We start from the raw sequence: 15,379 nt of genomic DNA, 5'->3' as shown, positions 1-15,379 counted from the left end.
CGACGAGCTTCGCCGGTATCTCAAGAAGACCGCCAAAGAGCTCTACGACACAAAACAGCAACTGCGCGAGGTCACCGACCGATCGCGTGAACCGATCGCGATCATCGGGATGGCCTGCCGGTACCCGGGTGGTGTCGCCTCGCCCGACGATCTGTGGCGGGTTGTGGTGGAGGGTGCGGACGCGGTCGGGGACTATCCGAGGGACCGGGGCTGGGATCTCGACCGGTTGTTCGATCCCGACCCGGGTGTGCCGGGCACGATCTACACACGCCAGGGTGGCTTCGTCGACGATATCGCCGGTTTCGACGCGGAGTTCTTCGGCATCGGCCCGCGTGAGGCCGCCGCGATGGACCCGCAGCAGCGGTTGTTGCTGGAGGCATCGTGGGAGGCGCTGGAGGACGCCGGAATAGATCCGATTTCGCTGCGCGACAGCGATACCAGTGTGTTCGCCGGGGTCGCGCACCAGGACTACGGGCCCCGGGTCGGCTCGGCGAATATCACGGCCGAGACCGAGGGCCACGTCTATCTGGGTGTGTCCAACAGTGTGCTCTCGGGCCGGGTCGCCTACACCCTCGGCTTCAAGGGACCGGCGATCTCGGTGGACACGGCGTGCTCGTCCTCGCTGGTCGCCCTGCATCTGGCCTGCCAGGCGCTACGGCAGGGTGAGACCTCGCTGGCGCTGGCCGGTGGGGTCACGGTGATGTCGGATCCATCGCTGCTGATCGCCTTCGCGCGTCAGCGCGCGCTGTCGCCCGACGGCCGGTGTAGGGCGTTCGCCGCGGCGGCCGAGGGGACCGGTTTCGCCGAGGGGCTGGGTGTACTGGTACTCGCGCGGTTGTCGGACGCGCGGCGGTCGGGCCACCCGGTTCTCGCGGTGGTGCGTGGTAGCGCGATCAATCAGGACGGCGCGAGCAATGGGCTGACCGCGCCGAACGGGCTGTCGCAGGAGGAGGTCATCCGGCGGGCGTTGGCCAACGCCGGTGTGCATCCCACGGATATCGACGCGGTCGAAGCACATGGGACGGGTACGAAACTCGGTGACCCGATCGAGGCGCGGGCGCTGATCGGTGTGTACGGCGCGCGGCCGGTGGAGACCCCGTTGCGGCTGGGTTCGCTCAAATCCAATATCGGCCACACCTCGGCCGCCGCCGGGGTCGGCGGTGTGATCAAGATGGTGCAGGCCATGCGGCACGGCACGCTGCCGAAGACGCTGCATGTGGACGAACCCACCCCGTTGGTGGATTGGTCGGCCGGGACGGTGCGACTGCTCGAGGACAATGAGCCGTGGCCGCGCACGGGGGAGCGGCCCCGCCGGGCGGGTGTGTCCTCGTTCGGAGCCAGTGGCACCAATGCGCACGTCGTGCTGGAGGAGGCGCCGGAGCCCGGTGAGACGACGGTCGCCGGGTCTGCCGAGGGAGCTCCGCCGGCGGCCGGAATCGCGGCGGAGATCGGGGACCGGGTCGACAGCGCGTACGTTCCGTTGCTGGTGTCGGCCGGTTCCGAGGCGGCTTTGCGGGCCCAGGCCGACCGGTTGCGTGCGCTGCTGAGTCCGGGCACGGCCGGAGCGGTCGATACCGCGGATGTCTGGGATACCGCGTATTCGCTGTGTACGACCCGGGCACAGCTGGAGTGGCGGGCGGCTGTCGTGGGCCGGGATCACGCCGAACTGGCGGCGGGGCTGGCCGCCCTGGCCGAAGGTGCGCCGGGGACGGGCGTGGTGTCCGGGCGAGTGGGGTCGGGCGGAACCGCCTTCTTGTTCGCCGGGCAGGGCGCCCAGCGGGCGGGCATGGGTGCCGGGTTGTACGCCGCCTTCCCGGTGTTCGCGGCGGCGCTGGACGAGGTGTGCGCTGTCTTCGACCCATTGCTGGGCAGGTCGCTGCGCGAGCTGATGTTCCGGGCCGATGCGGGCGAGCTGCTGGATCGCACCGAGTTCACCCAGCCCGCGTTGTTCGCGTTCGAGGTGGCGTTGTACCGGTTGGTCGAGTCGTTCGGCCTCTCCCCGGACATCCTGGTGGGGCATTCCGTCGGTGAGCTGGTCGCGGCGTATGTGGCGGGTGTGTGGACCTTGTCCGACGCGTGCGCCCTGGTCGCGGCGCGGGGCCGGCTGATGGGTGCGCTGCCGGCGGGCGGGGCGATGCTGGCCGCCGCGATCACCGAGACCGCGGCAGCCGAGTTACTGGCCGGGTATCCGGGCAGGTTGTCGGTGGCGGCGGTCAACGGCCCTGCGTCGGTGGTGCTCTCCGGTGACGCGGACGCGGTACAGGAAGTCGAGCACGAGTTACGCGAGCGCGGGGCCAAGACCACCCGGTTGCGGGTGAGCCATGCGTTCCATTCGGCACGGGTGGAACCGATGCTGGCCGAATTCGGCGCGGTAGCGGCCGGTTTGAGCTACCGGGCGCCGGTCATCCCGATCGTGTCCGATGTGACCGGTGCGGTGGTGGACGGGCCGGTGCTGACCGACCCGGAGTACTGGGTGCGTCAGGTCCGGGCGAGTGTGCGTTTCGCGCCGGGGATCGAGGCCGCGATCGGCGCGGGTGCGCGCCGGTTCGTCGAGATCGCCCCGGATGCGGTGCTGTCGGCGATGGCGCGGGACTGTGTGGCCGCCGACCCCGAGGTCGAGGCGCGTTCGGTGGTGCTCGCGGCCGGGCGGCGCGGTGTCGACGAGGCAGCGCAGTTCCTCACCTTCCTCGGTAGCGCGTATACGGCCGGGTCGCGGGTGGACTGGGGCCGGTTGTTCGCCGGCCGCTCGCCCCGCCGGGTTCCGTTGCCGACCTATGCCTTTCAGCGGAAGCGGTATTGGCTGACGCCCACCGACGGATCGGGTGACGTGCGCCGAGCCGGTCTGATGGCTGTCGACCACCCCATGCTGGGCGCGGCCGTCGCATTGGCGGGCCGGGACGAGTGGTTGTTCACCGGCCGGTTGTCGGTGGCATCGCAGGCGTGGATCGCCGATCACGTCGTCTTCGGCACGGTGCTGCTGCCCGGGACGGGTTTCGTGGAGCTGGCGCTGGCGGCCGGTGCCCGGCTGGGTGTGGAGGTCCTCGAAGAACTGGTCCTCGAGGCACCGTTGCGCCTGACCGACCGCGACGAGGTCGATATCCAGATCAGCGTGGAAGGGGCCGACGCCGACGGCCGGCGCCGCTTCCTGGTGGCCTCCCGGCCGGCGGACGACCCCGCCGGTGCCGCCGGCGCGACCACGCACGCGCGCGGTGTCTTCGCCCCCGGCGCGGCCGCCGACGTAGTGCCCACCGGCCGGTTCGACGGCCTGCTGGACGATGGCGACGCGGCCGCGGCCGACGTGCTCTACGACCGATTGCTCACTCAGGGGTTCGATTACGGACCGGCGTTCCAGGGTGTGCGCCGCACCGTCCGGGCCGGGGACGATGTGCTGGCCGACGTGCTGTTACCGGCTGCGGTGAGTGCGGATGCTGCCGGTTTCGGTCTGCATCCGGCACTGCTGGACGCGGCGCTGCACGCGGCCGGTGATGTCCTGGGCGCTGATGTGCCGACCGGTCGGCTCCCGCTGCCCTTCTCGTTCAACGGTGTGCGGTTGTACCGTCCGGGTGCGGCGGCGGTGCAGGCACGGATCCGCGCCAACGGTTCCGGCAGTGTCCGGGTCGAGCTGCGCGACGACTCCGGTGACCCGGTGGCCCTGATCGAATCGCTGCAGGTGCGCCCGATCGACCGCGAAGCGTTGACCGGCGCGACCTCCGATATCCGCGACGCGCGTTACGAAATCGACTGGGTCTTAGCGGATGCACCGCAGCGCGGATCGGCGGGTGAACGCCGGCTCGTCGCGCTGGGCCGGCCGGGCGCGACCGGTTTCGACGAAATCCAGCCGGAGATGACCGCCTGGGCCCGGGCCGTGGCCATCGAATCCGCGACATCCGAGGCGAGCGGCTCCGCCGCCACTGTCGTGGTGTGGTTCGCCGACGAGCCGGCCGAATCACCGGACGCACAGGCCGCCGACGCGGTGCACCGGGCGGTGCACACGGCACTGGCGACCGTGCGTGGATGGCTGAATCAGCCGACCGCACAGGTGGCCGAAGAGTCCCGGCTGGTCGTCGTGACCCGTAACGGGGCCGGATTACCGGGTGAGGATCCGGACCTGGCTGCCGCGGGGATCCGGGGTCTGGTGCGCAGCGCGCAGTCGGAGAATCCGGGCCGGATCGTGCTCCTGGACAGCGATACCGCCGAGGTGACCGGCGATCTGGTTTCGGCGGTGCTGGACACCGGCGAGTCGGAGCTGGCGGTCCGGGCCGGGTCGCTGCTGGTGCCCCGGCTGACCCGCCTCGGCACCGGTGAAGACACCGCGCTCACTTTCGGGACCGGCGCGGTGCTGATCACCGGTGGCACCAATGGTCTCGGGGCGCTGGTGGCGCGGCATCTGGCCACGACTCATGGCGTCCGCGACCTGGTGCTGGTGTCCCGGCGCGGTGAACGTGGCGAGCGCGTCGGTGAACTTCTCGCCGAACTGACCGAGCTGGGGGCACGGCCCAAGGTGGTGGCCTGTGATATCGCCGACCGCGACGCGGTGCGGGCCATGCTCGGCGCACTGGCCGGCGGACCCCCGTTGACCGGGGTCGTGCACGCCGCCGGCGTCCTGGACGACGCCACGATCGGGACTCTCACCGCGGCCCAGGTCGACCGGGTACTCGCACCGAAGGTCGACGGAGCACTGAATCTGCATGAGCTCACCGCCGGCGCCGACCTCGCCGCGTTCGTGATGTTCTCGTCGGTCGCCGGGGTGCTCGGCTCGGCGGGGCAGGGCAATTACGCGGCCGCGAATTCGGTACTGGACGCCTTGGCGCGCCGGCGCAGGAATACCGGCATGCCCGCGGTGTCCGTGGCGTGGGGGCCGTGGAATCAGGACAGCGGCATGACCGCCGAGCTGGCCGCGGCGGCGGTCGACCGGCTCGCGCGTCTGGGTTTCCGGCCGCTGGCCGAAGCCGACGGTCTGGCGTTGCTCGACCTTGCCGGAGGTCCGGCGTCCCTCGTCGCGGTGAACTTCGATATCCCGGCGTTGTCGATCCAGTCCCGTGCCGGGGTACTACCCGATCTACTACGAGCACTGGCCCCGGCAGCGCCACCACGCCGCGCCGGGGGCATGGACGGCGACAGCGCGGGCCTGGCCCGCCGGCTGGCCGCCGCCCCAGCGGACACACACGAGGAGATCCTGGTGGGTTTCGTCCGCGATCAGGTGGCCGAGGTGCTCGGACATCCCTCCGGGGCGTCGATCGACCCCGAGAAGCCCTTCAGCGACCTGGGTTTCGATTCACTCGGCGCGATCGAATTCCGGAACCGGCTGAACAAGGCCACCGGCCTGCAGCTGCCCTCGATACTGGTCTTCGATCACCCGACCGCCACGGCGACCGCCCGGTACCTGCGCACGCAGCTCGAGGGGGGGACCACCCGGGTCCGCCGGGCCGAACGCCGGACCGAGGCCGACGAACCGATCGCGATCGTCGGTATGGCCTGCCGGTATCCGGGCGGGGTTTCCTCGGCCGACGAACTGTGGGATCTGGTGAGTTCCGGCACCGACGCCATCGGCGAGTTCCCGGTCGACCGGGGCTGGGACCTGGACGGTCTGATCCATCCGGAGCCGGACCATCCGGGCACCTCGTACTCGGGCCGGGGCGGCTTCCTCGATGATGTGACCGGGTTCGACGCCGCGTTCTTCGATATCGCACCGCGGGAAGCGGTGGCGATGGACCCGCAACAACGGTTGCTGCTGGAAGTGTCCTGGGAGGCACTCGAACACGCGGGGATAGACCCGGCCTCGCTGCGGGGTTCCGATTCCAGTGTCTACACCGGCGTGATGTACCAGGACTACGAGGTGCTCGCCCGGCGCGCGGGCGCGGACGCCGAAGGCTATATCGGCACCGGGGGCGCGGGCAGTGTGGTGTCCGGCCGGGTGGCGTACACGCTGGGTCTGGAAGGGCCGGCCCTCACGGTGGATACGGCGTGCTCGTCGTCGCTGGTGGCGCTGCACCTCGCGTGCCGGGCGTTGCGGCAGGGCGAGACGTCACTGTCGCTGGTCGGTGGCGCCACCGTCATGGCTACACCGCTGCCGTTCGTGGAATTCTCCCGGCAGCGCGGCCTGGCCCGGGACGGGCGGTGCAAACCGTTCTCGGCCGCGGCCGACGGGGTGTCCTGGGGCGAGGGTGCCGCCGTACTGGTGGTGGAACGGTTGTCGGATGCCCGCCGGCTGGGTCACGACGTACTGGCGGTGATCCGTGGCAGCGCCGTCAACCAGGACGGGGCGAGCAACGGTTTGACCGCACCGAACGGGCCGTCGCAGGAGCGGGTGATCACCGCTGCGCTGGCCGACGCGGGTCTGGACCCCGGTGATGTGGACGCGGTGGAGGCGCACGGCACCGGCACCGCGCTGGGTGACCCGATCGAGGCGCACGCGCTGATGGCCGTGTACGGCCGGGATCGGTCGCGGGAGCCGCTGCGGGTGGGGTCGCTCAAATCCAATATCGGCCACACCCAGGCCGCGTCCGGCGTCGGTGGTGTCATCAAGATGGTGCAGGCGTTGCGGCACGAGACGTTGCCGAAGTCGTTGCACGCCGAGGAACTGTCCCCTCATGTCGATTGGTCGGCCGGGGCGGTCGAGGTGCTCACCGCGCCCCAACCGTGGCCGACCGGCGGCGCCGTCCGCCGCGCGGGAGTGTCCTCGTTCGGTATCAGCGGAACCAACGCCCATGTGATCCTGGAGGAAGCGCCGCAGGCGTCACCCGGACCGGCCGTCCCGGCCGGCGGCGAGCCGGTCCCGGCCGCCGAGGTGGTGCCGCTGATCGTCTCGGCGAAATCGGTGCCCGCGCTACGCGCGCAGGCGAACCGGATACGGGCGTGGTGGACCGCGCATCCCGAGGTGGATGCCGCGACACTGGGCCGGTCGTTGCTGGATACCCGGACCTCGTTCGATCGGCGCGGTGTCGTGGTCGGCGGCGACCGGGAGGGATTGCTGGCCGGATTGGCCGCGCTCGCCTCGGCCGCTCCGTCGCCGGCTGTCGTCGACGGCCAGGTCACCTCGGGTTCCACCGCTTTTCTGTTCACCGGCGGTGGTGCGCAACGAGTGGGTATGGGTGCCGAGTTGTCGCGGGCGTTCCCGGTGTTCGCCGTAGCGCTGGACGAGGTGTGCGCGGAGTTCGATCGGCAGCTGGACGGGTCGTTGCGCACCGTGATGTTCACCGATCCGGACGGTCTGCTGGACCGCATGGATTGGATGCAGCCGGCGTTGTTCGCTTTCGAGGTGGCGATGTTCCGGTTGCTGGAATCGTTCGGTGTGGAGCCCGATGTGGTGGCGGGGCATTCGCTGGGCGAGCTGGTGGCGGCGTATGTGGCCGGGGTGTGGTCGCTGGCGGACGCGTGCCTGCTGGTTGCGGCGCGAGGCCGGTTGATGGGGTCGGCGCCATCGGGTGGGGCGATGCTGGCGGCGGCCGTCTCGGAGGCGGAGGCGGGCCGATACTTGGCGGGCCACGAGGACCGGGTCTCGGTGGGAACGGTGAACGGTCCCCGTTCGGTGGTGTTCTCCGGCTTCGCCGACGCGGTCGACCTGCTTCGGCAGCAGTTGACGGCCGACGGTGTGCAGAACACCGTTCTGCGGATTTCGCACGCGTCGCATTCGGTGGTGATGGAACCGATTCTGGACGAGTTCCGCGCGGTGGCCCAGAGCTTGACCTATCGGGCCCCGTCGATCCCGATAGTGTCCAATGTGTCGGCCACCCGTGTCACCGAAGAGGTGTGCGATCCGGGCTACTGGGTGCGGCATGTGCGAAGTTGTGTGCGATTCGCACCCGGCGTGGACCTGCTGATCGACTCGGGAGTACGCAGGTTCGTCGAGGTCGGCCCGGACGCCGCGCTGACCACCATGATCGAGGAGAGCCTGGCCGAGCGCCCGGAGATCGCGGCGGTATCGACGGTGGTGGCGTCCTCCCGGCGATCGACCGACGAGATAGCCGGCTTCGTCGCCGCGCTGGGCCGCGCGCATACGGCGGGAATACCGGTGCGCTGGCATCGGCTGTTCGGCGGGCGCCCGGTCGAGCGGGTAACTCTGCCCGCCTACGCTTTCCAGCATCACCGGTACTGGCTGTCGCCGGGGGTGGAGCGGGCGGGCGGCTCGTTCGGTCATCCACTGCTCACCACCGGGTCGCCGCTCGCGGGCCGGGACGAATGGCTGTTCACCGGCCGCTTCTCGCTGCGGACCCATCCGTGGATCGCCGATCACGCGGTCTTCGGTTCGGTATTGCTGCCCGGGGCGGCGTTCGTGGAGCTGGCGTGCACTGTCGGCGTACACCTGCAGCTGGACACCGTCGAGGAACTCCTGCTGGAGGCTCCGCTGTCGATCGCCGCCGGCGACGATATCGAAGTGCAGGTCGGGGTCGACCGGCCGGACGAAGAAGGCCGCCGGGCGTTCACGATCTACTCCCGTCCACACCCGGGCTCGCAGACCGCCCAGGAGAGCCCCTGGACGACACACGCGCGCGGGGTCCTGGCCCTCGGTGACGAGTCCGCGCCGAACTGGAACGAGCAGAGCTGGCCGCCCGCCGGTGCCCGGCCATCGGGGGAGGAGTCGATCTACGACCGGCTGGCGGAGGCCGGTTTCGACTACGGACCGGCCTTCCAGGGCGTGACCGCCTCGTGGACCCGGGGTGAACACACCTTCGCCGAGATCTCGCTCGACGACACCGCGGTCGGTTCCTCGACCGGTTTCGGTGTTCATCCCGCCCTGCTGGACAGCTGCCTGCACGTGGCCATCACCGGGCTGCTCGGTGATCTGCCACCCGGTCGGCTGCCGTTGCCGTTCACCTTCACCGGTGTGCGGCTGTGGCGCACCGGTGCGCAGGCGGCGCGGGTGCGTGCGGTCGCCCTCGGCGACGGTCAGGTCGGCATCGACGTAGCCGACGACGCCGGTGCGGTGGTGCTCACCATCGACGCCGTGGCCTCCCGGCCCGTCGGCGCGGCCGAGCTGATCGAGGCCGGCGCTGCCCGGCCCACACCGGTGCTGGACCTGCGCTGGGTCGGCTCCGAACTTCCGCAGTCGCCGGCATCACCGGAGGTACGCGAGATCGCGAGCGTGGGCGCAGTGCCGGTCCCCGGTATCGACCGGCATCACCGCGAACCGGCCGAACTCGCGATCGGCGAGCGCGTTCCGGATCTGGTGGTGTGGTCGCCGGGACCGGATCCGCTGGTCGCCGACGAGCCGGACGCGCGCGGGGGGCCGACGGGATCGGCGCGAGATCGCGCCGGAATCGTCCGGGCGGCGGTGCATGCCGCGTGGCACACGGTACGGTCCTGGCTGGCCGTGGACCTTCCCGACGAGGCCCGCCTGGTCGTGGCGACCCGGCGGGCGACCGGTGTCGACGGCGAGCCGGTGGATCTGGCGGCCGCCGCGGTGGCGGGGCTGGTCCGCAGCGCGCAATCCGAGCACCCGGGCCGGATCATCCTGCTGGACCACGACGACGAGCTGAGTCTCGACCTGATACACACCGCGCTGGCGGCCGACCGGGCCGATCTGGCGGTACGCGGCTCGCGGATGTTCGTCCCCCGGGTGGTCCAGGGCGCCGGCGCCGCCACGGCGCCGGTACCGGGTGGGGTTTTCGGGGCCGGCACGGTGCTGATCACCGGCGGCACCACCGGCCTGGGAACGGTGACGGCCCGGCATCTTGTCACCGTGCACGGTGTCGAACACCTGCTGCTGGTATCCCGCCGTGGTGCGGCGGCCGCCGGTGTCGCGGAACTGGTCTCGGAATTGTCCGCGTTGGGCGCGCGCGTGCGGGTGGCGGCCTGCGATGTCACCGACCGCGACGGTATGGCGGCGTTACTGGACTCGATCGATCGCGCGCATCCCTTGACGGGGGTGATCCACTCGGCGGGTGTGCTCGACGACGGCACGATCGAAACGCTGACCACCGAACAGATCGACCGTGTCCTGGCCCCGAAAGTCGATGGCGCGCTGATCCTCGACGAGCTCACCCGCGGGCACGACCTCCGGGCCTTCGTCGTCTTCTCGTCGCTGGCCGCCGCGATGGGCTCACCCGGGCAGAGCAACTACGCCGCGGCGAACTCGGTGCTCGACGCGCTGGCCCGGGCCCGGCGTGCCGAGGGACTGCCCGCGGTATCGGTGGCGTGGGGTCCCTGGACTCCGGACATCGGGATGACCGGCGAGCTCGACCGGTCGGCCGTGGCGCGGTTGGAACGGATGGGCATCGAGGTGCTCGGCGACAGCATCGGGACGGCGCTGTTCGATGCCGCTCTGCTGGCCGGGGAGCCGGTGGCCGTGGGCGCCCGGTTCGACCGGCCCACCCTGGTCGCGCAATCCCGGGCGGGGCTGCTGGCCGAGGTGCTCAGCGGTCTCGTGCCCGCGCGTCCACGCCGGTCCGATAGCGGTGTGTCCGGTGGCGGACTGGCCCGGCGGCTGGCCGCAGCCACCGAAGACGAGCGGGACGCGCTGGTACTCGAACTCGTCCGGGAGCAGGCGGCGGCGGTACTGGGTTACCCGTCGGCGGCCGCCATCGAGCCGGATACTCCGTTCAAGAGCCTGGGATTCGATTCGCTGGGCGGTGTCGAACTCCGCAACCGGTTGTCCGAGGCCTCCGGCATGAAGTTGCCCGCCACCTTGATATTCAACTACCCGACCGCCGCGGCGGTAGCGAAGCTGATACGGCAGCGGTGGGAGGAGACCGCGCTGACCTCGGTTGTCGACGATCAGCTCGCGGCGGTGCGCGCGATGTTCACCACCATCCGGTCGCCGCAGGACAAGCAGCGTTTGGCTGCCCGGATCCGGGCGATGCTCGACGAGGCGACGATCGAGCCGGAGTCGTCGACGGCCCCCGCCCACACGGAGGTGGCGGACGCCAGCGCGGACGAGCTCTTCGCGTTGCTCGATCGAGAATTGAGAGACTAGCTCGGCCGCCGCGATATCCCGGTCGGCGAAGTCGGCGGCCGGGATATCGTCGTGCGATCCGTAGCGGATCGCTCAGATCGCGACCGCCGCGTTCACAGCTCGGCCGCCAGTTGGGTGCCTTGTTCGATCGCGCGTTTGGCGTCCAGTTCCTTGGCCTCGTCGGCGCCACCGATGACATGCCACCGCAGCCCACGCGCGCTGAGTGGATCCACCAGGTCGCGTACTGATTCCTGGCCGGCGCAGATCACGACATTGTCGACCTCGAGCAGGCGCCTGCCTTCGTGGTTCGGCCCGAAACTGATGTGCAGACCGCGGTCGTCGATCAGTTCGTAGTTGGCCCCGGCGATCTGCTGGACCCCCCTGGCCTCCAGCCTGGTGCGGTGGATCCATCCCGTGGTCTTACCCAGCGTGGTTCCGAACGGACCGGGTTTACGCTTCAGCAGCGTCACTTCACGAACCGCCGGGGACCAGGCGCGTGTGGTCAGCTGGCCCGGAGCCTGCTCGTCGTAGGTGACCCCCCACTCCCGCTGCCACTCGGCCAGATCGAGCGCGCTGCTGCCCGCCACGGTGAGCAGTTCGCCGACGTCGAATCCGATTCCGCCCGCGCCGATCACGGCCACCCGTCGGCCGGCGCTGCGTTCGCCGCGGATCAGTTCCGGATAGGAGAGCACCATCGGGTGGTCGATACCGGCGATATCGGGCACGCGGGGACGTACTCCGGTGGCCACCACCACCTCGTCCCAATCACCCTCGGCGAGTTGTTCGGCCGTGACCTCGGTGTTCAATCGCAACGACACATCGAGGACTTCCAGTTTGCGCCGGAAGTATCGGATCGACTCGTCGAACTCCTCTTTGCCGGGAATACGCCTGGCCAGGTCGAATTGACCGCCTATTCGATCCGTCGCCTCGAACAGCTCTACCCGGTGCCCTCGTTCGGCCAGGCCGATCGCGGCCGACAAACCGGCCGGGCCGGACCCGACCACCGCGACCTTCTTGGTCTGCCGGGTGGGTAGCAGCTGCAGGATCGTCTCCCGGCCGGCGCGCGGATTCACCAGGCACGACACCAGCTCTCCGGTGAAAGTGTGGTCCAGACAGGCCTGGTTGCAGGCGATGCAGGTGTTGATCTCGTCGACCCGGGATTCGGCTGTTTTTCGCACCCACTCCGGGTCGGCGAGCATCGGGCGCGCGAGCGCGACGAGATCGGCGTCACCACGCTCGAGGATCTCTTCGGCGATTTCGGGCATATTGATCCGATTCGCCGCGCATACCGGAACGCTCACATGCTGCTTGATTTTCGCGGTGAATCCGACGAAAGCCGCCCGGGGCACGGAGGTGGCGATCGTGGGCACCCGGGATTCGTGCCACCCGATATCGGTGTTGATGATGTCCACTCCCGCCGCTTCCAGCTCCCGAGCCAGGGCGATGATCTCCTCGAAGGTCTGCCCGTCCTCCATGAAGTCGGCCAGCGACATGCGGAACATGATCAGGAATTCGTCACCCAGTGCGGCGCGGGTCCGGGCGACGATTTCCACCGGGAACCGGCGCCGCCCGGCCGGCGTGCTTCCCCACCGGTCAGTGCGCTTGTTGGTCAGCGGGGCGAGGAATTGATTGATGAGGAATCCCTCGCCGCCGATCAGCTCGATACCGTCGTACCCGGCCGATTCGGCCAGCCGGGCGCAGTGCACATGGGCATCGATGGTCGATTCGACCTCGGCGTCGGACAATTCCCGCGGTTCGAAGGCGCTGAACGGCGAGGCGATCACCGACGGTGCGACATTGTTCGGAGTGTTCGAATCACGTCCTGTGTGCAGGATCTGCATCGCGATCTTCCCGCCCGCCTCGTGGACGGCGTCGGTGATGACGCGATGCCGCACGGCGTCGGCCTCGGTGAGCATCGAGCACGAGAACGGTGAGATCAGTGCTTCCCGATTGGGTGCGTAGCCCCCGGTGACGATGAGACCTACGCCGCCGCGCGCGCGTTCGGCGAAAAAAGCGGCCAGCCGATCGGTATGCCAGGGCCGGTCTTCGAGACCGGTGTGCATCGAACCCATCACCACGCGATTGCGTAGCGTGATATGGCGCAGCTGCAGCGGCGACAGCAAATGCGGGAAGGTGGAGCTCATGGAGTGAACTTACTGACGGGGCGATCTTGCCGCAACGGATGGCCGCCAGGTCTCGTTTCGGCCCAAACCTCCGGCCTCATGACCCGACTCCGGTACCGAGTCCTGTCGTTCGGATGGTTCATGCGGTCGCGCTGCCGAGCCACCCGGTATCGATATCGCCCGGCGGCTCTTCGCAGGCCGCGGCGGCGGCCTGCAGGATCAGGGCGGCGGCGGCCGCACCCGGGTCGAGCACGCCGCGTGCCACCTCGCCGACGTAGCTGGCCCGGCCGCGTTTGGCCACCAGGGATACGGTGGCCGACGCGCCCGTCACGGCGGCCTCGGCGGTGGCGGTGAGGGCCGCGGCGGGGTTGCTGTCGGCGACGCGGGCGGCGAGGGTTTCGGCGGCCGGTGCGAGCGCGTCGACCATGGTCTTGTGCCCGACTTCGGCCTTCCCGTATCGCTGCACGGTGGCCACACCGGCGGTCAGGCCCTGGGAGAACTCCGCCAGGGTGGGTTCGGAATCGGTTGCGCAGCGGGCGAGTTCGCGGAAGAACATGCCGAACAGGGGTCCGCTGGTGCCGCCGGTGCCCAGGAATCCGCGGGATACCGCGGTCAGCCAGTCCGTGTAGGTGGTGGGGGGTGCGGTGTCGATGTTCTCGCGGGCGCGGCGCAGGGCGGCGGCGATATTGGCGCCGAAATCGCCGTCACCGGCGCGGCGGTCGAGATCGGCGAGTGCTTCGGTGCGGTCGAGGAAGGCGTCGAACATGGTGTGCACCCAACGCTGCCCGAATCCCGCGGGTAGTGCTTCGTTGTTCATGAGCAGGCTCCTTCACCAGGTCAGGGCGGGGGTGCGCACGGGCGCGTCCCAGAGCGGAAGCAGATCGGTGTCGGCGGGCAGCAGGGTGAGCGAGACCCCGACCATATCGAGCGAGGTGACATAGCTACCGGCCAGTGAGCGGGCGACGGTGATACCGCGTCCGGCGAGTTGCCGGTGTACCGCGCGCGCCGCGATGGACAGTTCGATGGGGTAGGCGCCGCCGAGACCGTTGACGATGGCGATCACCGCGGATCCGCGAGCGAGTTCGAGTTCGGCGACCAGCGGGTCGACCAGCAGCGCTACCAGCGTATCGGCGTCGGCGAACGGGACCCGGCCGGTGCCGCGTTCGCCGTGGATGCCGACACCCAGTTCGACTTCGCCGGGTTCGAGCGTGAACGCCGGGGCGGTTTCGCCGGGGTGCGTACCGGCGCCGAGCGCGAAGCCGAGCGTGCGGGCGTTGCGCGCGACGCGACGGCCGATCCCGGCGACCGTGGGCAGGTCGGCTCCGGCCTCCGCGCTCGCGCCGCAGAGCTTCTCGACCGCGAGCACCGCCGCGGTGCCGCGGCGGCCCGGGCCGTCGTCGTCGGTGCTCTGGGTGGCCAGGTCGTCGTCGACGAGCACGATTTCGGTCGCGACGGCATTGTCGTCACCGGCCAGTTCGCCGGCGATCTGGAAGTTGAGGACGTCGCCGGTGTAGTTCTTCACGATCTGCACGACACCCCGGCCGGAGTCGGCGGCCACGGTGCCCTCGTGCACCTGCAGTGCGGTGGGGCTGGCGAACACCGCGCCGGGTACGGCCACGTCGAGCATGCCGTAACCGACGAAGCCGGCGTGTAAGGGTTCGTGGCCGGATCCGCCGCCGGAGACGAGGCCGACCTTGTCGCGGGCCGGGGTGGCCCGGGTGACGATGCCGCGCGTGCGGTCGTAGCGGATGAGTGTCGGATGGGTGAGCGAGAGTCCCTCGAGTGCCTCCTCGGGCGCGGCCTCGGGCTGGTTGCGGATCTGACGGCGCACGATGTCGTTCTCCTTCGATCGACTGTCGACCGATACTAGTTACCGGCGCTTCAGCGGGTCGGCGGGAACAGCGGCGGGGGAGTGCCGATGGGGATGATCCGCGTGCCGGACCAGGGGCACCGGGTGCGGTGGTCGCGCCGATGATCGACTATTCGTTCGTTGTCGACCGATACCAGGGTCCCCGGGCACAGGCCCGGACAGCTGAGGGCGGTGACGGGTCCGATGAGGTTTTCGCGGAGGAAGATTCGCAGGTACCGGAGGTTGATCCAGGGTCCGCGCCCGCACTCGCATATCGGTCTGTCGAGGACTTCGATTCCTGTCCAGGGACATTCGCCCGGCACGTTGCGCCAATGGTTCGCGATGCGGCCGTTCTCGAGCCGGGTGCCGTGCAGGCAGTACAACTTCTCCGGACAGTAGTAGAGGCCGGGGGAGGATTTCGGTACGAGCATTCCGGTGTGGATCCAGGGCGCGATGCGGCACCCGCACACCGGTTCGCCGAACTGTGGCATATCCGTCTTTCTGCGCTGGGAAATG

Annotated in this window: 2 protein-coding genes and 2 pseudogenes; 1 reads left to right on the top strand and 3 read right to left on the bottom strand. The window is 69.9% G+C overall.

Annotated elements, in window-relative coordinates; genetic code table 11:
• Position 1 precedes the first annotated feature (1 nt).
• Positions 2-10,912: pseudogene (locus NS4_RS14070) on the top strand (type I polyketide synthase); the annotation flags it as partial.
• 92 nt (positions 10,913-11,004) lie between these two features.
• Here NS4_RS14070 and NS4_RS14065 read toward each other — a convergent pair.
• From NS4_RS14065 to NS4_RS14050, 3 genes and pseudogenes are all read right to left on the bottom strand, one after another.
• On the bottom strand, positions 11,005-13,035 hold the full coding sequence (locus NS4_RS14065) for an NADPH-dependent 2,4-dienoyl-CoA reductase (RefSeq protein ID WP_063059949.1): 2,031 nt from the start codon (positions 13,033-13,035) through the stop codon (positions 11,005-11,007).
• A gap of 118 nt (positions 13,036-13,153) precedes the next feature.
• A pseudogene (dhaL, locus tag NS4_RS33990) lies at positions 13,154-14,848 on the bottom strand (dihydroxyacetone kinase subunit DhaL).
• Positions 14,849-14,895: 47 nt separating this feature from the next.
• The gene (locus NS4_RS14050) at positions 14,896-15,354 is read right to left on the bottom strand and encodes a hypothetical protein (RefSeq protein ID WP_063059946.1); all 459 of its coding nucleotides are present in this window, start codon (positions 15,352-15,354) and stop codon (positions 14,896-14,898) included.
• Positions 15,355-15,379 lie beyond the last annotated feature (25 nt).

Source organism: Nocardia sienata NBRC 100364 (genome assembly GCF_001613205.1).
Classification (GTDB): domain Bacteria; phylum Actinomycetota; class Actinomycetes; order Mycobacteriales; family Mycobacteriaceae; genus Nocardia; species Nocardia sienata.
This window is presented reverse-complemented; position numbering and strand designations above follow the sequence as displayed.

What these genes read in the sequence shown, in the direction of transcription:
- NS4_RS14065 (WP_063059949.1), bottom strand. Translation starts at nt 13,035, where the DNA reads ATGAGCTCCACCTTCCCGCATTTGCTGTCGCCGCTGCAGCTGCGCCAT.
- NS4_RS14050 (WP_063059946.1), bottom strand. Translation starts at nt 15,354, where the DNA reads ATGCCACAGTTCGGCGAACCGGTGTGCGGGTGCCGCATCGCGCCCTGG.